This is a genomic window from Exiguobacterium sp. s40 (assembly GCF_018617905.1).
Lineage (GTDB): Bacteria > Bacillota > Bacilli > Exiguobacteriales > Exiguobacteriaceae > Exiguobacterium > Exiguobacterium mexicanum_A.
The window spans coordinates 48391-68035 of record NZ_JACSLC010000010.1; the positions used below are offsets into that span (position 1 = coordinate 48391).

Below are 19645 nucleotides of genomic sequence, written 5' to 3' on the forward strand. Positions count from 1 at the left end.
CGTATAATAGACAGAAAATATAAACAATGAATGGGAGAGTTGAACAATGGAACAGTATGGACAATGGATGTGGCAAGACGGGGCTTGGATCGAGCCGAGTGACGCGAACACGAGTATCATGACACACGCGATTCACTACGGTAGCGGGTTCTTCGAAGGGATTCGGGCATACCATACAGAGGAAGGCCCGGCCATCTTCCGACTCCGTGAACACTTGGAGCGACTCGTTCGTTCGTGTGCATACTATCACGTCGACTTGCCGTACACGGTCGATGAGCTCGAACAAGCGACAATCGAATTGATTGAACGCAACGGCTTCGAGGCTTGTTACATCCGCCCATTCGTTTTCCTCGGCACACCTTGGCAGGCACTCATGCCGACGCAGGAAACGAAAGTACACGTCGCGATCTCTTGTTGGCCGCTCGGCGAATATTTCAGCAAGACGGTCGGGATCCGCGCGAAAGTCGCCTCGTATCGTCGCGTGTCTTCGACGATGATGCCGATGCAAGCGAAAGCGGCGGCGAACTATATGAACTCGCAACTCCTTAAAGGAGAAGCGGTGCGCGATGGATATGATGAAGCGATCGCCCTCGACATGAACGGAAACGTCAGCGAGGCGAGCGTCGCCAACATCTTCCTCGTCAAAGGAAACAAAATCTTCACACCGTCACTCGATTGCTCGGTGCTCGACGGCATCACGCGTCAAACGGTGATCGAACTCGCCCGTGAGGAAGGGTTCGAGGTCATTGAACGCCACATCGGACGTGACGAACTATATGTCGCAGATGAAATCTTCTTAACTGGGACGGCGGCTGAAGTGACGAGCGTCATCGAAATCGACAACATCTCAATCGGCGGCGGCGTCCAGACGGTCGCGACGAACATGCTCGCGCGTTACCGTGAGGCTGTGACGGGTCAAATTCCGACACACCGCGATTGGATCACGTTCGTCAAAGCTGGAGTCAAAGAATAAAGGAGTTTTTTTGTATGGGAGTCACAATTGACTTGAATGCGATTCGCGAAAACAAACGTCGGATTGAAGCGCTTGGCCGACCGGTGTTCGCCGTCGTGAAAAACAACGCCTATAACTTAGGGATGGAGCCAGTTGTGACGACACTGTATGAAGAAGGGGTGCGTCACTTCATGGTGACGACGCTGGACGAGGCGAGCGAGGTCAGGGCATCAGCTCCGGAAGCGCGCGTTCTCGTCATGAACCCGGTCTACGACTGGGCAACCGTCCATCGTGACCATCTTGACGTCGCCATCGGTTCCTATGACTGGCTCGTCTCGCAACGGGATCAGTTGGACGGTGTCCGCCTTCATTTAAAGCTTGACGTCGGGATGAACCGATTCGGTGCCAAGACGTTCAAAGAAGCGCTAGCCATCGTCGCGTTTTGCCAAGACGAGGGGCTCGACCTCGTCGGGTTATGTACTCATTTCCCGCTCGCTGACGCCGACAACGCAGAAATCGAACACAGTGTGCACGTGGAACGGTTCGCCGACTGGTCGAATCGTCTCATCGAACGGCATTCGTTCGACATCGTGCATGCGGCCAATAGCGCCGCGACACTACAAGCGGATCCGCGCCTCGGGCATTGTACCCATGTGCGCGTGGGAATCTTCCTTTATGGCTACTCTTCGGTCGAACCGGTCGATTGGCTCATCCCGGCGTTTCACTGGGATGCGGAAGTCGTCGCCGTCCATGACATCGAGGCCGGTGCCCACGTCGGTTACGGTACGGGCTACACGGCCGAGACGAATGAACGCATCGCTGTGCTCTCGGTCGGTTATGGCGACGGACTTATGCGAGCCCGGCGCTTCTTACCGGCCCACATCGAAGGACGGGCCTATCCGTTCATCAGCAACATCTTCATGAGCCACAGTTTTTTACGCGTCGATGACACGATTCAAGTCGGAGACCGTGTGGAGCTGTACGGCCATCTCACGAAAATCGATGACGTGACCCGCACCGGGCACGCCAACAATTCAGAACAATTATGCGCACGCTCATGGCGTGTCCCGTATCGCTTTGAAGGAGGCAATGTATGTACACCACCAACCAATCAGTTTGTATGATCGAAGGCGTGTCCGTCCGTGAACTTCAAGCGACGTACGGGACACCGCTCTATATCATGAGCGAGCCTGAACTCGAGCGTCGCCTCGGCCTCGTCCGGAACGCGTTCCTCGACAAGTATCCGAACACATATGCGCTCTACGCATCAAAAGCGATGTCGATCGCGGCCGTGTACGATAAAATGATGGCAGCGGGCTTAAGCATCGACGTCGTCTCACGCGGTGAGATGTTCGTCGCGCTCCACGCAGGTGTCCCGGCTGACCGGATTCACGTCCACGGGTCGAACAAGACGGTGCAGGACATCACGTTCGCACTCGAGAACGGCATCACCCATTTCACGATTGACAATATGCGCGAAATCGGACTGTTGTCGGGCCTCGCTGTCGAACACGATGTCGACGTCGACGTCCTGCTCCGCATCGTCCCACAAGTCGTCGGAGGCGCCCATGAGGCGATTCAGACGGGTGGGGTCGACACGAAGTTCGGCTTCCCGACCCACGACGACACGTATCTCGAAGCGATTAAGGCGACGCTGCAGGCGGAACGTCTGCATTTGCAAGGCATCCACTGTCACGTCGGCTCGCAGATTCAAGAACCGACGTTGTTCATCAATACCGTCAAGACGATGGTCAACTTCATCGAGACGATCCGTCAAGAGACAGGATACACGGCCGACGTCTTGAATATCGGTGGCGGCTTCGGTGTCGCCTATCTCGAGTCGGACGACCCGCTCGACTTCGCCGACACGATGACACAAGTGATGGACACGCTCGTCGCGGAAGTGGAACGCTTCGGCTTGCCGCTCCCGAAAATTGGGATCGAACCAGGCCGTTGGCTCGTCGCCAACGCCGGCGCGACGCTCTATGAAGTCGGGACGGTGAAAGAAGTGAGCGGTATCCGCACGTATGTCTCGGTCGACGGGGGCATGACGGATAACATTCGTCCCGCCCTCTATGATGCCGAGTATGATGTCATCGCGGCGACACGGATGGATGAGCCGAAGACGATTGAAGCAAAAATCGTCGGGGCGTGCTGTGAGTCGGGAGATATCATCTCGAACCGTTCGCTCATTCCGCCGGTCGAAGCGGGCGATCTCCTCCTCGTCAAAGCGACAGGGGCGTATAACTTCTCGATGGCGAGCAATTATAACCAGATGCTCCGCCCGGCCGTCGTCTTCGTGAAAGATGGGACACATCGTCTCGTCGTCCGGAGACAGACGCTCGAAGATTTGGTCGCCTGTGAGGTCGTTGGGCAATCGACATGATAGAACGAACGCATTCCTGACTCAGGGATGCGTTCTTTTTGTTGAAGTCATTCTCCTTCAAATGAGAAATGTTTTCAATTATGATGGAATAGATAACAGAGGGGGAAGTGACTTCAATGGAAAAGACAGCAGGACAACAGTTGATTGAATCGCGGCGGACGATTCGCATGTTCACGGAAGAACCAATTGCGACGAAAGTACTCTATGAGTTGTTGGCGTCAGCTCACCAAGCGCCATTTCATAACAAAGTCGAACCGTGGAATCTTTATTTGTTCAACGGGGATGGAAAAGACGTCTTGCTTCAGGCGCTCGAACCGGCGTTTCAAGATGGACCAGAGGCGAAGCGCGAGAAAATTGCGGGACGCATCCGGAACGCGGCAGCTTGCGTCTACGTGACGACGAAGCATTTCGAGACGGACAAAGGGAAGAAAGATGCGCTGCTCGCGACGGCGACGATGATTCAAAACTTTCATTTATTATGTAGTGAGCAACAGATCGGCCTCGTCTGGCGGACGGGCGGTATTTTTGAGGATGTCAGGCTTCAAGAGATGATTGGGGCTGAGGGTGAGACGTTTGTCGGACTGCTCCAGCTCGGTCGTTACGAAGACGTACCGCCTACGAAGCAACGTCAATCGATTGACGCTTGCTTGACGATTTTTGAGTGAACGAAAAGGTCCGAGCGTAGGTGACTACGATCGGACCAGTATTTATAAGTCAATGCGACTGAGCCGTTCATGTGAGCGCTCAGTTTATTTTTTTAACTTGGTTGCGAGCCAGTCTTGAATGACATTCGTTGGAATCATTGTGTTCACGTTCCCTTAACTTTAGTTTCTTCCTCTTTAGTATTATCCGATTGCAATCGTTCCCAAACCTCTCGATGTGTTCCTTGCAGCGTATCGTCAAACGAATCCTCGATATGCAGGCAATAGCTTGGGTTAACGGACGAGGCGTACAAGTCTAACATGAGTTCGGCATGGTTTGGATACATTACAATTGGCCCCTTTCGACACGTCGGCTTGACTACATCCTCAGTATACAAAGGAAACATGAAGAAAAATCGGGATAAGCGTTAACAATTTATGAATCTTGTAAACGCTTTCACAATCTTTGTGTCGATGTGAGTGGCTCGCATGTCGTCAAGTACTGCTCAGCCCGTTTCGCGTATTTGTTGACGGTCCGTTCCATGATGAAGCGATCCTCGTCATTGAGCGGACGGACGACTTTGGCGGGCACGCCCATGACCATGACGCCTTCCGGGATTTGCATGTTCGGTGTGACGAGAGCACCAGCGGCGATGAACGAGCCCTTCCCGATTTTGGCTCCGTCGAGGACGGTCGCATGCATGCCGATGAGACAACCTTCTTCAATCTCACAGCCGTGAATCATCGCCATATGTCCGATGGAGACGCGGTCATGAATGACTGTCGGGGAACCTTCATATTGGTGGACCATCGATCCGTCTTGAATATTCACGTACGAACCAATTTGAATCGGTCCTTCATCGCCTCGAATGACCGTGTTGAACCAGACGCCGGAATGGGCGCCGATGGTGACATCGCCGATGACGTGCGCCCCTGGTGCGATGAACACCGTCTTATCAACATGTGGAATCAATTCTCCTAATTTGTATTGCATATGTGTAACCCCTTTCAAACGGATATGCTTTCATTGTCGCATAAGTTGAAAAAGAAATTGCACCGGAAAGATTATTCTTGTTAAGATAGTAAAAATACGTAGAAAAAAGGAGACACACAGATGGAGAAACAACATTTGATCGACGTCGCGGCGAAAAAAAAGAAAGCAGCGGTCGTCTTTAAAGATGTGGCGGTCATCGACGTCTACAGCCGTGAGACGATTCGCACCGATGTCGTCGTCGACGCCGGCTATATTGTGGCCATTGGGGACGGCTACGAAGGGGAGACCGAATACCATGACCCGTCTTGGACGCTCGCACCGTCATTCATCGATGCGCATGTCCACATCGAGTCGTCGATGGTACCTCCTCACGAGTTCGCCAAAGCGGTGCTTCCGCTCGGGGTGACGACGGTCATCGCCGATCCGCACGAGATTGCGAACGTGAACGGGGCACTCGGCATCGAGTATATGCTCGCCGACGCTAAAGGGTTGCCGCTCGACGTGCGGATGATGCTCCCGAGCTGTGTGCCGGCGACGCCGTTCGAGCACGCCGGGGCGAAGCTATACGCCGAGGACTTGGCCCCGTTTTTAGGGGACCCGGGCGTCCACGGTCTCGGCGAGGTGATGGACTATCCGTCTGTCGAGTCCGGAAGTGAGGATATGCTTCAAAAAATCGCACAAACCGAACACGTCGGGAAAGTCGTCGACGGCCATGCTTCGGGCCTCGGTCCGGACCAGCTGAACGTATACCGGACGGCAGGAATCATGACCGATCACGAATGCACGACGGCCGAAGAAGCGCTCGAACGGGTCCGGCGCGGCTTTTATGTTCAAATTCGAGAAGGGTCGGTCGCGCGGAACGTGGAGAAAGTCAGCCAGGCCATCACGGAAAGCAACGCTCACCGTTTCCTGTTCTGTACGGACGATAAACACTTGGACGACCTCGTCGCCGAAGGCGGGATCGACTACAACATTCGCATGGCGATCAAACAAGGTGTCAAACCAGAAACGGCCTATGCCATCGCTAGTCTGCACGCGGCCGAGGCATACGGACTCAAAGATGTGGGTGCCGTCGCTCCGGGCAAACGAGCAAACTTTGTGATCTTGTCAGACGTCCAATCGGTAAAAATCGAAACCGTCTACGTGAACGGGGAAGTCGTCGCCAAAGAAGGCAAGGCGACGTTCGAAGCCGACGGGATTGAAGTGCCGAAACCGATGAAAGGTGAGCTCGAACTACCCGATTTGACGGCGGACTCGTTCCGTCTAGCCGTGAAAGAAGAAGCGGTCGATGTGATTCAAGTATTGCCGAACAGTCTCTTGACGAAGCGACAGCGTCTTGTCTTCACACCTGACGCGTCCGGAGCCGACCTCGCCCAAGACATTGCCACGCTCGCCGTCATCGAACGCCATCACGGGACGGGTCACATGGCCCTGGCCCCGGTGACAGGGTTCGGCTTGAAGCGGGGTGCGCTCGCGGCGACGGTCGCCCATGATAGCCACAACCTCGTCATCGCCGGGGTGAGCCCGGACGACATGTTGCTCGCTGCCGAAACACTTGAAAAAGTGGGCGGTGGTGTCGTCGCGGTGTCAGAAGGGAAGGTGCTGGCGGTCTTGCCGCTCGAAATTGGAGGACTCATGACGAAACGTCCGTATGCGGAAGTGGCGGACGTGCTCGAACAGTTGAACGATGCGCTCGACGTCGTCGGCGCCCATCGTCATTTCAATCCCTATTTGACGATGTCATTCCTCGCGCTCCCGGTCATCCCGGATTTGAAGTTGACCGATATGGGACTATTCGATGTGACGACGTTCTCATTTATCGAGTCGTAAGTCAGTCTAACGTATGATTTTTGTTAAGAACGACCCGAAACGATTGAACGCTCTTGGTTAAGTTGGTATAGTTACGACAAGTTTCATCGGTACAAATGGAAAGGGGGGATATAACAGATGGAACAAGTTGCTTACAACAGGTCGTATGATGAACATGAGGATTTGATCAATTCTGTGTATCGTGCCTTCCAGGATCGATGTGAAGAATTGCCTGACGAGACGCGGACGAAACGGCGGTTGCGTCAACTCGTCTTACTGACGATTAAAGACCATACATCGTCACACGCCGAACGATTCGTCTTGTATCATTTCTTTAGTGATTTCTTTAAAGCGGTCGAGTCTGACGATCAAGCCGCACTCGCTGTGTTAAAACAAATCATCCGAGATGAAAAAAATTATTGATTAGTCACTATGACCTATGATAATTTAGACGTAACTTTAAATGAATATTCGTGCTATCGATGAGGTAGAGGTGCGATGCTGATGAGTAAGTAGTCCGAGGATGACAACGGTGAAGACTACAGAAAGGCAAGATCGCCGAAGTGTAAAGTCATGTCTCTGACTTTGTGCTGGGCTGACGGGAAATACCCGTCAGACTGCCATACATATTTATGTATGGAGCGCTCCAAGTCGGCTAAGAAAGACGGAACATCCAGCGAGGGTGTCGGCTTTGTTGCCGATGCCCTCGCTTTGCGTTTTTTTAAGCATAGGGGGCCTAATCTCAAACAGAAGAGGAGGAAATCAGCATGGTAGATTATTCAACTTCGGTACTATCACTCGTACCAGCTTTACTCGCCATTATTATGGCCATCACAACACGGAAAGTCATTCCGTCACTCGGTGTCGGGATTATCGCAGGGGTGCTACTGCTTCACAATTTCAACCCGCTCGAATCGATTCAGTATTTATGGTCAAACATCATCGCGCTATTTTGGGCGGATGGGGCCATCAATGAATGGAACGTGCTGTTGATCGCGTTCTTGCTCTTGCTTGGCATCTTGTCATCCATCATTCAAACGTCGGGCGGAGCCCGTGCGTTCGGAGAATGGGCCGCTTCTAACGTCAAAACGGCTCGTGGCGCTCGGCTCGTCTCGTTCGGTCTTGGGATTTTGATTTTCATCGATGACTATTTCAACAGTCTTGCCGTCGGGAATATTAGCCGACCGCTGACGGACCGGAAAAAAGTATCACGCGCAAAACTCGCTTATACGATCGATTCCACGGCAGCACCGGTCTGTGTCATCAGCCCGCTCTCGAGTTGGGGAGCGTACATCATCGCCATCATCGCAGGAATTCTTGCGAAGTACTCAATCGACAGCTACTCGTCATTCTCAGCGTTCATCCAAATCATCCCGATGAACTTCTATGCCATCTTCGCACTTATGTTGACGGCGTATGTCGCTTACACGGGACTCGCGATCGGACCGATGCGTACACATGAGCTACGTGCCCTTCAAGGAGAGCTCTACGATTCATCGAAAGGCGCACCGATGGGGATGAGTGAAGATATTAAAGAACACGATGGCGGGAAAGTCCGCGACTTGATTGTCCCAATCATCGTGTTGATCATTGCCACTGTTTCAGCCATGTTGTACACAGGCGGACAAGCGCTTGCTGCCGATGGTCAAAGCTTCTCGCTTCTCGGTGCGTTCGAGTCGACAGATGTGACACGGTCACTCGTGACCGGTGCCGTCATCAGCTTGCTCGTTGCGCTCTTGCTCTTGATTGGTCGTAAAATTCCAGCTAAAGACTACGGTCATGCGACGTGGGCCGGTATCCGTGCCATGTGGCCCGCCGTACTCATCTTGCTCTTTGCCTGGACGATCATTGCCGTCATCGGAGATATGAAAACGGGTGATTACTTGGCAAGTTTTGTCACAGATTCGATTGCAGCGTCTTACTTGCCGCTCATCTTGTTCGCGATCGCTGGTCTGATGGCGTTCTCGACAGGGACGAGCTGGGGGACGTTCGGTCTCATGCTTCCAATCGGGGCAGACTTGATTATGGCCGTCGATCCGGAACTGTTGCTCCCGACACTCGCGGCGGTGCTCGCTGGTGCGGTGTTCGGTGACCACTGCTCACCGATTTCGGATACGACGATCCTCAGTTCGACGGGTGCCGGATCGCACCATATCGACCACGTGTTGACACAACTTCCATACGCGTTGATTGCGGCTGGTGTGTCAGCGGTCGGGTATTTGGTCCTCGGGATCACAGGCTCGATGTGGATCGGCTTCTTCGCGGCATTCGCGACGTTTGTCGTGGTCCTTGTCATCGCGCAAATCATTTCTAAACGCGGACGCGTGCCAGCTGATATGCGCGCTGAACGCGAAGCGTAATTCATCTAGATTAAAGGCGTGCCACCGCTCGTGGCACGCCTCTTTTTTGTATTGGCATAGGTGTCGATGCACAAACAAGCCCTGCCACAGGAGTGACAGGGCTTGCTGATTAGTTGACGTCCAACCACTTGAAGCTAGCGTCAGCTCCGAACGGATGGCGGTGCATGTTTTGAATGTTTGAGCGTTCGAGGTACGCTTCACCTTTTTGATAGATCGGTGCGATCGCGAAGTCATCTTCGAGCAAGATGCGTTCTGCTTCTTGCATCGTTTCCCAACGTTTCATTTGATCAGCTTCTTGTTTCGCGCTTTGGATCAATTTATCGTACTCGTCGTTCGAGTAGGCCATCCGGTTGAACGGACCATCCGTTACCCACATGTCGAGGTACGTCATTGGGTCCTGGTAGTCAGGGCCCCAGCCAGCAGCTGAGACGTCGTACTCACCTTTACCTTCAAGGTCAAGGAAGTTTTTGAACGGCTGTTGCTTGATGTTGAGCGTGAGGCCAGGGAGGTTCTTCTCGAGCTCACCTTTGATGTACTCGTTGACTTTCTTGAACGCTTCTTCATCACGGGAGAGGAATTCAAGTTCGATCGTTTCGACGCCAAGCTCGGCAAGACCTTTATCCCATGCCGCTTTCGCTTCGTCGACGTTGTAGCTTTGAAGGTCTGGATACTTCTCGCGGAAGTCGGCTCCGTCTTCTGTGAACGTGAAGTCTTTCGCGACGATATAGTTGGCCGGCTGTGAGCCGTCTGTCAAGATGACGTCTGTGACACCTTGCTTATCGAAGCCTTTCGCGAGCGCCTCACGAATGTTGACGTTTTGGAGTGCTTCGTTTTTCTGGTTGAAGCGAAGGAAGTTGATGCGTGCGTCGGCACGAGTCTTGAACTCTTCGCTGTCTTGGAATTGTGGTACGAATTCAGACGACAAGAGCGTGTAGTCGACTTCGCCCGATTCGAACAAATTGACACCCGTCGCGACTTCTTTGACGACTTTGACGTTGATTGTCTCCATCTTGACGTTTTCAGCATCCCAATAGTCCGGGTTCTTTTTGTACACCCAACCTTCGTTGTCTTGCCAGCTGTCTAAGACGTAAGGCCCGTTGTAGAGCGTCTTATCGACCGCGCTCGCGAACGACTCGCCTTGCTCTTCGACGAATTCTTGCTTTTGTGGCATGTACGTCGGGAACCCTGTCAACCCGAGGAAGTAAGGGGCTGGTGCTTCCAATTGAACTTCGAGCGTCTTCTCGTCGACCGCTTTCGCGCCAAGCGTATCGAGTTCTTCTTCGCCTGCGAGAATCTTATTGGCGTTTTTCAAATCTTGAAGGATATACGCGTACTCGGCACCTGTCTCAGGATTGAGGGCACGTTTCCATGAGTAGACGAAATCTTCAGCTGTGACCGGTGAACCGTCTGACCAGTTCGCGTCACGCAATTTGAAGGTGTATGTAAGTCCATCTTCTGAAATTTCTACGTCTTCAGCAATTCCCGGTACCGGTTGGTTATTTTCATCCAGACGATACAGTCCCTCGAAGACGTTGTTCGTCACGATGACTGACGTCGAGTCCGTTGTGAGCGTCGGATCGAGCTGTGGTAAATCTGTCGCCGAGACGAGCGTGATTTCCTTTTTCGCATCACTTGATGAAGACCCTTCAGACGAATCTGTTGTTTCTTCTCCACCGCCACATGCTGCTGTCGCAAGCAAAGCGACACCCGATAAAGCTAACCATTTTTTGTTGCGCATTGTGTTACCTCCCGAAAATTCTGATTGTTTCGAATATATTGCAATTAAACTACAAACAAGATGAATGCACAATAAAATTTTTTAAATTATTCGAAAATATAAACATTAGTAAAATACCTATCTAAACGTCATTGGATTCAGTAGAATAAGGAAATCATCGAATGATTATACATTATCTATGTATAGTTATTCGTCAGACGTCAACTTTTTTTGGAGGGTTTGGAATGAAGGGACAATCAGCCGGAATCGGCTTTTTCGGGCTTGCTGCCATGGTCGTCGGAACGATGATCGGCGGAGGCGCATTTAACTTGCCTGGCGCGATGGCGCAAGGTGCCGGGGTCGGTTCGGTATTGATCGGTTGGACGATCACGGGCATCGGCATGGTCATGCTCGCGTTCGTGTTTCAATTTTTAGCGAATACACGTCCTGAGCTTGAAGGCGGGATTTATGCCTATGCAAAGGAAGGGTTCGGCAAGTTCGTCGGTTTCAACAGCGGGTGGGGTTATTGGATGTCCGCGTGGATCGGGACGGTGGCGAACATCACGTTGATCTTTAGCACGCTCAGTTATTTCTTCCCGATCTTTTCGGCAGAGCATCGGGCGTTTCGATTGATTATGAGCGTGATCGTGATTTGGGGGCTGTTCTGGATCATCTCGCGAGGGATGAGAGAAGCGGCACTCCTCAATATCGTCACGACAATCGCGAAGCTCGTCCCAATCTTTTTATTTATCATCCTTATCTTGTTCGCTTTCCGGATCGACACGTTCCAAATCGACTTTTGGGGTCAGTCGGGCTTCAGCTGGTCACAGGTGTTCCCGCAAGTGAAATCGACGATGCTCGTAACGTTATGGGCGTTCGTCGGCATCGAAGGAGCGGTCGTCTTATCATCACGGGCCCGTCATAAACGAGATGTCGGACGAGCGACGGTGATCGGACTGGTTGGGACACTCGTCATTTATATGATGATCTCAATCCTATCGTTCGGGGTGATGAGCCAAGAGCAACTCGCGTCACTGGCGGAACCGTCGATGGCGTATGTGCTTGAGGCGGTCGTCGGTCCCGTCGGTGCGACACTCATCAATATCGGCCTCCTCGTCTCGCTCTCAGGTGCGTTGCTCGGGTGGACGATTCTCGCGACAGAGATTTCTTATGTGGCAAGTCGCGACGGGGTGTTCCCGAAATTGTTCAATCGGCTCAATCGGAATGAGACGCCGGTGAGTGCCTTGTTCATCACGCAAGTCTTCACCCAACTCGTCACTATCATTGCACTCTTCTCCGAACAGACCTATTTGGTGCTCTCGAGCATTGCCGGGATTGCGGCCCTCGTCCCGTACTTGTTTTCCGCCTTGTTCGGTTGGAAAGAGGCACGACGCACAGGGACGCGCTCGATGCTTGTCATGTCGGGCATCGCGACCGTTTACGCGGCATGGCTCCTCTATGCGTCGGGTGTCGAATATATGCTTATCGCGATGATTCTTTACGCGCCGGGCGTGTTCGTCTTCATGCTAGCCGAACGTGAACAGGGCCGTCCGTTCCTGAGCCGTCTGCAATATATGATTGCGGTCGTCATCCTGTTGGCGGCCACGTACGGCGTCTATGGACTATGGACGGCCACGATCAGCCTATAAAAAAAGTCATCGAACGTCGTGAAGACGTCCGATGACTTTTTTATTGCTTTCCGCCCGTTAACAGGCGAACGACTTCGATTGGAGGCATTGGCTTGGCGTACAAGAAGCCTTGGAACGAATCGCAGGCAGTTTGCTTCAAATGATCGAGCATCTCTTGGTCCTCGACGCCTTCGGCGACGACGTGCAGATGTAGGCTCTTGCCGAGATGGACGATGACATCGAGCAAGTGCGACTTCGAGGCGAGCCAATCGTCTAAAAAGACTTTATCGATTTTCAGCTCGTCGACCGGGAACGACTTCAAGTATTGGAGTGAAGAGAATCCAGTTCCAAAGTCGTCAATCGACAGGCGATAGTCGAGCCGCTTGATTTGATTCATCCGGGCGATGATTTCATCCGTCTGTTGCATGACGAGACTTTCCGTGATCTCGAGAATGATGTCAGACGGGTTTAAATTGAGCTGTTGCTTGATATTTCGGAGCGTATTGATGAAGCTGTCGCTCCGGAATTGGTTCGGTGAAATGTTGACAGCCATCGACAACGGATAATCAACGAGTCGTTGCCATGCTTTCAACTGTTTAGCGGCCTCAAGGATGACCCAGTTATTAATGGGGACGATCAGCGCCATCTCCTCGGCGAGCGGGATGAACTCCGACGGCGGGATTTGACCGAGTTCATCGTGATGCCAACGGAGAAGCGCCTCGAACCCGATGAGCCGGTCGGTCTTCAACTCGAACTTTGGTTGATACTCCAAATAAAAGTGTTTTTCCTCGAGCGCTTGATAGAGCGCTTTTTCGATATGGATTTGACGTGAGAACGCGTCGTCCATGTCTTTCGTGACGAACTGAATCGTGCCGACGCCAATCCGTTTCCCTTTGAACAAGGCGCTCTCGGCACGCGTATATAGTTCTTCTAATGAAGATGTGGCCGATGGATAGAAGACACAACCGATGGAAATCGACACCATGATCGAGTGATGATAAATCCGGAACGGTCGTTGCAGTTCATGTTGCAATTGGCGCAACAACTGGAACACTTCCTCTTTCGACTCTTCAAAGAACAGGAGTCCAAACAAACCGCCCGACGGATGGAACATGACGCTCGTCTCGGGCATGAACTGAGTGGCCCGGTCTTTAATTTGGACGAGTAGTTCGTTGCCGACACGAGAGCCGAACGATTCGTTGATGATCTTAAAGCGGTCGATGTCGAACAAGGCGACATGGACCAAACCGTCCCCTTGATCGACAGTTTTCAAGACGTGGGCATATTGGCGAAGCCACCCTTTTTTATTTAATAGACCGGTCAAATCGTTATGATAGGCGAGGTAGTTGACCTCTTGCTCGAGCCGTTTTTTATCCGAAACGTCAAATCCGAAGGCGGTATATTGCACGACTTCGCCTTCTTCGCTCAAGATTGGGACGACCGTCAAATTGAGCCAGCACGTGTTCGCCGTATGACGTTCCGAGCGGATGGGCATCTCGCCGTTCCAAATACGGTCGGTCGTAAGCGCTTGAAGCACGTCCTCGGCGATCGGGTCATTCTCGAATGACGGATGGATGAGCTCGAACCAATTACGACCGATAAATTGGTGGTCGGGGGCCCCAATCAATCCGCATAACAACGGGTTGACCTCGGTGATTTCCCCATACGCGTTCGCAGCCAGATAATAAGTCGACTGCTCAATCATCGCCTGAAAATGATGGAGTAAGTTGAACTGTTCCGTGCTGATGAGCGGACTAAATCCTTTCGGTAAAAAGGCTAAAAAATAGCCGGTGAAATCGTTGATGGAAAAGGATTGTAAATAGGCGGTCGCATAGACGACCGAACCGTTTTTATGTTTGAACGGCGTCATCGCCGTCGTCGAGAACGGATATTGAAGGAGCAGTGGCGACCACGTCTCGAGTGTATGCTCTACGTGCTGGACGACCGGGAGTGGGTGGTGAAGGACCTCGTCCCGTTCCCATCCGAAGAGCGTTTCCGCATGCTCGTTCCAAAGAAGGACGTTGCCGTCGAGGTTGATGTAACAGCATGGGACAGATAAAGCATCGATGAACTCGTCAATCGGCAAATCGCGCAATGAAGCCACAGCATTTCCTCCAATCTACATCAAATGAATCGTACTCTACGTTCAGTGTACCTTATTTTCCCAACCCGAGGAATGGGCAAGTTGGTCGTTGTCAAAAGAAAGACGGTCATCATATACTGAAGAAGTAAGATAGTTTTTTGATAAGGGGGAAATCAAATGTCAAAGACACAAGAAGTGATTGAATTGACAGAGAAGTTCGGGGCGCACAACTATCATCCACTTCCAATCGTCATCTCGGAAGCGAAAGGGATCTGGGTGACGGATCCAGAGGGGAACCGCTACATGGATATGTTGAGTGCCTATTCGGCCGTCAACCAAGGTCATTGTCATCCGAAAATCATCCAAGCGCTAAAAGATCAGGCGGATAAAATCACGCTGACGTCACGTGCGTTTTACAATGATCAACTCGGTCGTTTCTACAAAAAAGTGGCAGCGCTTACAAACAAAGAGATGGTGTTGCCGATGAACACGGGTGCGGAAGCAGTCGAAACGGCTGTCAAAGCATCACGTCGCTGGGCGTATGAAGTGAAACGAATCCCAGGCCAAGCGGAAATCATCGTCTGCTCGGGCAACTTCCACGGCCGGACGATGGCGGCGGTGTCAATGTCGACAGAAGCGGAATATCAACGCGGATTCGGGCCGCTATTGCCAGGGTTTAAAGTCGTGCCGTACGGTGACATCGATGCGTTCGAGGCGGCTATCACTGAAAATACGGCGGCGTTCATTGTCGAACCGATTCAAGGCGAAGCCGGGATCGTCATCCCACCGGCTGGTTACTTGAAACGTGCCAGTGAGCTCTGCCAGCAGCATAATGTCTTGTTCGTGGCCGATGAGATTCAATCGGGGCTCGGTCGCTCAGGCAAATGGTTCGCCATCGAATGGGAAGATGTGGAGCCGGATATGTATATTCTCGGAAAAGCGCTCGGGGGCGGCGTATTCCCGGTATCATGTGTCGCAGCCAATGAGAGTGTCTTGAGCGTATTCAATCCAGGGTCGCACGGGTCGACGTTCGGCGGGAACCCGCTCGCGGCAGCCGTGTCGATCGCGTCGCTTGAAGTGTTAGAGGAAGAGCAACTGCCACAACGTTCACTTGAACTCGGGACGTACTTCATGGACCGATTGAAATCGATCGACAATCCGCTCATCAAAGATGTACGTGGACGCGGTCTGTTCATCGGAATCGAATTGACAGAAGCGGCACGTCCTTATTGTGAAGCGCTCAAAGAGCGCGGTCTGCTCTGCAAAGAGACGCATGAGACGGTGATTCGTTTGGCGCCACCACTCGTCATCACGAAAGAAGAGCTCGATGAGGCGTTCGAGGCGATTTCAGCCGTGTTCGCACCAGCCGCTATTTCGTGATTGCGCATCGCTTGTTATAATGAATACAGACTTAAACACCTGTCTCGCGACGTGCTCGCGGCAGGTGTTTTTTTGAAGGGAGACGGGGCCATGCTCTATGTATACGTCGGCTTGGCGGGAGCGCTCGGTGCCTTGGCACGTTATGGGATCGGGACAGGCATCGAGACGTTTTGGATCGGTCTGTTTCCGCTCGGGACGCTGCTCATCAATTTATCAGGAAGTTTCGCGCTCGGTTGGCTGACACACTTTCTGTTTCGGTCCGGACGTCTCTCCCCGAGTGTCGTCACCGCGGTCGGGACAGGGTTCATCGGCTCGTTTACGACGTTCTCGACATTCAGTGTGGAGACGATTGAATTGTTAGAGGCTGACGCATTCGGTTCAGCTCTGCTTTATGTGACGCTCAGTCTCGGACTTGGGCTGTTCAGTTCATGGCTCGGATTTTGGTTTGGGCGGCGACGGTTCGATCGGGCTGTCATGCGAGAGGGGGGAGTACGATGACGCTTCTCGTCATCATGATCGGCGCGTTCTTCGGGGCGATGGCGCGATTCGGGGTCGGTCAGTTCGTCAAAACCCGGACGACATCGGCGTTTCCGTGGGCAACGCTCATCGTCAATGTGACTGGTTCGTTTGGACTTGGGTATTTATACGGGGCGAGTGTTCACCAAACGCTCATGCTCGGTATCGGTGTCGGCTTTCTCGGTTCGTTCACGACGTTCTCGACGTTCAAGCTCGAAGTGATGCGGTTCGTCGCCAAAGACTGGCTTCGTTTCGGGATGTATTTGCTTGCGACCTATGTACTTGGTCTGTTGGCTGCCTATCTCGGTTATCATCTGCCATGAAAAATCCCTCGGAAACTTGTTCCGAGGGATTTGCTTTATTCGCTAAGTTGCAGTTTTTCAGCACAGGATGGGCACGTGTTCTCGTAAGACTCGCACTGCTCATCCATCTGTTTCCCGCATTCTTGACATGTCTTGTCCGGTAACTTCCGATAAAATTCGACGGAAGATTCAAGTCGGCTTGCCCATTCATTCATTGTAACTGCCCCCTTTATTTAAGTAACGTAGCTGTTATGTTGTTTTGATTGTATTATAACAGTGGTGTATAAGTCAATAATAATATATAACAGATTTATAAATCGGATTTTGTTAGAATGAGAGTACAGAAAACGAGGTGAGACGGATAAAAGCACCACAGTGTGAAACAATCGCCATTCAAAGTGAAGATGTGACGGTGTTACAACGGGCACTGACAGACCTAGATGCGGTTCGAGTCAGCCGATTGTTCAAGGCGTTCGCCGATCCGACCCGGCTCAAAGTGTTGTACGTCCTGACGTTAGAACGGGAACTGTGCGTCTGTGACGTGGCGGCCGTGATCGGACATTCAAACGCGACGGCGTCGCATCATTTACGGACGTTGCTCGAGCAAGGGCTTGTCAAATATCGAAAAGAAGGAAAAGTCGTCTACTACTCACTCGACGATGATCACGTCCGGCTACTCGTCGAGATCGCGATGGCCCACAGTGCCGAACAAATTGATGCGTGACAAAGAGCCAGCTGGGATTCCAGTCGGCTCTTTTTTCGGTTGTAATTGTGATGGAACAGCGTTACGATATATTCAAATGAACGTTTGAATGTAAAGGGGCGAGATAATTATGAAACGGGATGTATTACCTGTCGAAGGGATCACATGTACGAACTGTGCCGCCAAAATCGAGAAAAGCGTGACGGGAGAGGACGGTGTCGCCGCTTGTCAAATCGATTTTGCGACAAGTCGAATGATTATCGAATGGGATGATTCGAAGGATCACACGAAGACGCTCCGCGCCATCGAAGCGACGATGGGACGAATTGAACCGGGTGCACATTTTGTTAAAGACGAGGCGGAAGTGCCGATGTCGGGTCGCTTATTGTGGCGGTTTGGCGTCGCGTTCGCCCTGCTGCTCGTCGGTCTGTACACCGATTTGCTCTTTGTGTACGCGATTGCCTATGTGGTCGCAGGCTATGACGTCGTCTATGCCGCAATTCGCAACGTATGGCATCGGGAATGGTTTGATGAAAAATTTTTAATGTCGATTGCGACGATCGGTGCGATTGCGATTGCGGAGTATCCGGAAGCGGTCGCCGTCATGTTGTTCTACCAGCTCGGTGAATACTTCCAAGCGCGGGCCGTCCACGCCTCGCGACGGTCGATTCAATCGCTGTTGAACATGAAACCGACGATTGCGCGCGTGTTCGAAGATGGACGAGAAGTAGAAAAACGTCCTGAAGAGGTCGCAACCGGTAGCATCATCATCGTTCGAGCAGGCGAACAGATCCCGATGGACGGTCGTGTGCTGCGAGGCTCGAGCTCATTGGATACGGCGTCGCTGACAGGTGAGTCGTTACCACGCCCAATCGGTCCCGAGGAAGACGTCCTTGCGGGAATGGTCAACCTTGACGGGCGGCTCGAAATACGAGTCGAACGCCCGGCGACTGAATCGAGCCTGCAAAAAATGATTGCCCTCGTCGAACAAGCGAGCATGAACAAGGCGAGAACGGAACAGATGATCACACGGTTGGCGAAAGTATACACGCCGGTCGTCGTCGTGCTCGCGGCGGTCGTCGCATTTGTTCCACCACTGTTTGTCGGAAATCTCGAGGAATGGGTATACCGGGCCTTGATTTTCCTCGTCATCAGTTGTCCATGCGCCTTGGTGATCTCGATTCCACTCGGCTATTTCGGTGGGATTGGAGCAGGTTCACGGCGGGGCATCCTAGTGAAAGGCGGCGAATATTTAGATGTGCTCGCCGAAGTCGATACGGTCGTATTCGATAAGACCGGTACGCTCACGACCGGCCGCTTTGAAGTGACCGATGTCGTGACAAACGGGGAGCTGACGACAGACGAGTTGCTTCAGCTTGCCGCCCGTGTTGAGATGGCCTCCACGCATCCGCTCGCAAAAGCAATCGTCGAGCATGCGGGTCCAGTCGCACCGTTCTCGATGATTCAAGAAGAACCGGGATACGGGTTGATGGCGATCGACGGTGAAAACCGCATTTACGTCGGCAGCGCCCGCTATGTTCAAAAATTGGGTTATCCAACCCCGGCGGAGACATCGGGGACGATCGTCCATATCGTCAAAAATGACCGTTGGCTCGGCCGAATCGAGTTGAGAGACCAAGTGAAGCCAGATGCGCAAGAAACGATTCAAGCTTTGAAGCGCTATGGTTATCAGACGGTCATGTTGACCGGGGACCGGCAAGAAGTCGCAGCCGCCGTCGGTTTGGCAATTGGAATCGATGAAGTGAGAAGCGAATTGCTTCCGCATCAAAAAGTCGCAGAAGTCGAACGGTTGGCGGCAACTGGCAAGGTCGCTTTTGTCGGTGACGGATTGAACGATGCGGCGGCGCTCGCACGAGCCGATGTCGGACTCGTGATGGGCGGCGTCGGGAGTGATGCAGCGGTCACGGCAGCCGACCTCGTGCTGATGAACGACGCTCCGCGAGATGTCGTGGCAGCGATTGAATTAAGTAAGCGGACACGGCGGATTGTTTGGCAAAACATCACGTTCGCGTTCGGTATGAAGGCGCTCTTCCTCTTGCTCGGTCTCTTCGGACTAGCCTCGATGTGGGAAGCCGTGTTTGCTGACGTCGGGGTTGCCTTGCTCGCCATCGGGAACGCCGCACGTCTCATTCATTCCAAATAAAAAGACCTCA

At 52.5% G+C, this 19645-nt stretch carries 17 protein-coding genes and 1 riboswitch; of the genes, 13 read left to right on the forward strand and 4 right to left on the reverse strand.

The features are described 5' to 3' along the window. The first annotated feature begins 46 nt into the window (after positions 1-46). The 4 genes from KNP02_RS10015 to KNP02_RS10030 all read left to right on the forward strand — a co-directional run bounded on the left by KNP02_RS10015 (position 47) and on the right by KNP02_RS10030 (position 4003). Positions 47-973: a branched-chain amino acid transaminase gene (locus tag KNP02_RS10015; protein WP_034781253.1), complete on the forward strand. Its 927-nt coding sequence runs from the start codon at positions 47-49 to the stop codon at positions 971-973. A gap of 14 nt (positions 974-987) precedes the next feature. Continuing rightward, complete coding sequence (alr, locus tag KNP02_RS10020; RefSeq protein ID WP_214708869.1) at positions 988-2076, forward strand: alanine racemase; 1089 nt, start codon at positions 988-990, stop codon at positions 2074-2076. Beyond that, positions 2046-3338, forward strand: coding sequence for a diaminopimelate decarboxylase (gene lysA / locus KNP02_RS10025; protein ID WP_251129255.1), 1293 nt, complete (start codon positions 2046-2048; stop codon positions 3336-3338). Before alr ends, lysA begins: the two co-directional genes overlap by 31 nt. A gap of 116 nt (positions 3339-3454) precedes the next feature. Further along, the gene (locus KNP02_RS10030; protein WP_138859999.1) at positions 3455-4003 is read left to right on the forward strand and encodes a nitroreductase family protein; all 549 of its coding nucleotides are present in this window, start codon (positions 3455-3457) and stop codon (positions 4001-4003) included. A gap of 433 nt (positions 4004-4436) precedes the next feature. Here the strand turns inward: KNP02_RS10030 and KNP02_RS10035 are convergent, their stop codons facing one another. Next, complete coding sequence (locus KNP02_RS10035) at positions 4437-4973, reverse strand: gamma carbonic anhydrase family protein (RefSeq protein ID WP_214708871.1); 537 nt, start codon at positions 4971-4973, stop codon at positions 4437-4439. A 120-nt stretch (positions 4974-5093) separates the two neighbouring features. Here KNP02_RS10035 and ade point away from each other — a divergent pair, with 120 nt between their 5' ends. The 3 genes from ade (at position 5094) to KNP02_RS10050 (ending at position 9142) form a co-directional block, all read left to right on the forward strand. Next, the gene (gene ade / locus KNP02_RS10040; RefSeq protein ID WP_214708873.1) at positions 5094-6803 is read left to right on the forward strand and encodes an adenine deaminase; all 1710 of its coding nucleotides are present in this window, start codon (positions 5094-5096) and stop codon (positions 6801-6803) included. A gap of 117 nt (positions 6804-6920) precedes the next feature. Next, complete coding sequence (locus KNP02_RS10045) at positions 6921-7205, forward strand: hypothetical protein (protein WP_138859995.1); 285 nt, start codon at positions 6921-6923, stop codon at positions 7203-7205. Between the two features lie 57 nt (positions 7206-7262). Beyond that, positions 7263-7437, forward strand: a riboswitch (Lysine riboswitch). Positions 7438-7549: 112 nt separating this feature from the next. Continuing rightward, the gene (locus tag KNP02_RS10050; protein WP_214708875.1) at positions 7550-9142 is read left to right on the forward strand and encodes a Na+/H+ antiporter NhaC family protein; all 1593 of its coding nucleotides are present in this window, start codon (positions 7550-7552) and stop codon (positions 9140-9142) included. 109 nt (positions 9143-9251) lie between these two features. Here the strand turns inward: KNP02_RS10050 and KNP02_RS10055 are convergent, their stop codons facing one another. Then, positions 9252-10880 (reverse strand): peptide ABC transporter substrate-binding protein, encoded by a 1629-nt coding sequence (locus tag KNP02_RS10055; RefSeq protein ID WP_214708877.1) that lies wholly within the window; start codon positions 10878-10880, stop codon positions 9252-9254. 224 nt (positions 10881-11104) lie between these two features. Between KNP02_RS10055 and KNP02_RS10060 the strand changes: the two genes are divergently transcribed. Beyond that, positions 11105-12508, forward strand: a complete 1404-nt coding sequence (locus KNP02_RS10060) for a basic amino acid/polyamine antiporter (protein ID WP_214708879.1) — start codon at positions 11105-11107, stop codon at positions 12506-12508. 40 nt (positions 12509-12548) lie between these two features. Here the strand turns inward: KNP02_RS10060 and KNP02_RS10065 are convergent, their stop codons facing one another. Next, positions 12549-14591: an EAL domain-containing protein gene (locus KNP02_RS10065; protein WP_214708881.1), complete on the reverse strand. Its 2043-nt coding sequence runs from the start codon at positions 14589-14591 to the stop codon at positions 12549-12551. A 156-nt stretch (positions 14592-14747) separates the two neighbouring features. Here KNP02_RS10065 and KNP02_RS10070 point away from each other — a divergent pair, with 156 nt between their 5' ends. From KNP02_RS10070 to KNP02_RS10080, 3 genes are all read left to right on the forward strand, one after another. Next, positions 14748-15950 carry an ornithine--oxo-acid transaminase gene (locus tag KNP02_RS10070; protein WP_214708883.1) on the forward strand — a complete coding sequence of 401 codons (1203 nt, stop codon included), beginning with the start codon at positions 14748-14750 and terminating at the stop codon, positions 15948-15950. 90 nt (positions 15951-16040) lie between these two features. Beyond that, a complete protein-coding gene (gene crcB, locus KNP02_RS10075) occupies positions 16041-16448 on the forward strand; it encodes a fluoride efflux transporter CrcB (protein WP_138859989.1) in 408 nt (135 codons plus the stop codon). Continuing rightward, on the forward strand, positions 16445-16789 hold the full coding sequence (locus tag KNP02_RS10080) for a fluoride efflux transporter FluC (RefSeq protein ID WP_138859988.1): 345 nt from the start codon (positions 16445-16447) through the stop codon (positions 16787-16789). Before crcB ends, KNP02_RS10080 begins: the two co-directional genes overlap by 4 nt. Positions 16790-16824: 35 nt before the next feature. On the opposite strand, the gene yhfH is transcribed toward KNP02_RS10080, so the two are convergent. Then, positions 16825-16983 (reverse strand): protein YhfH, encoded by a 159-nt coding sequence (gene yhfH, locus KNP02_RS10085; RefSeq protein ID WP_021065246.1) that lies wholly within the window; start codon positions 16981-16983, stop codon positions 16825-16827. Between the two features lie 146 nt (positions 16984-17129). Between yhfH and KNP02_RS10090 the strand changes: the two genes are divergently transcribed. Then, positions 17130-17492, forward strand: a complete 363-nt coding sequence (locus KNP02_RS10090) for an ArsR/SmtB family transcription factor (RefSeq protein ID WP_214708921.1) — start codon at positions 17130-17132, stop codon at positions 17490-17492. A gap of 109 nt (positions 17493-17601) precedes the next feature. Then, positions 17602-19635, forward strand: coding sequence for a heavy metal translocating P-type ATPase (locus KNP02_RS10095; RefSeq protein WP_251129254.1), 2034 nt, complete (start codon positions 17602-17604; stop codon positions 19633-19635). The last annotated feature ends 10 nt before the right edge of the window (positions 19636-19645 follow it).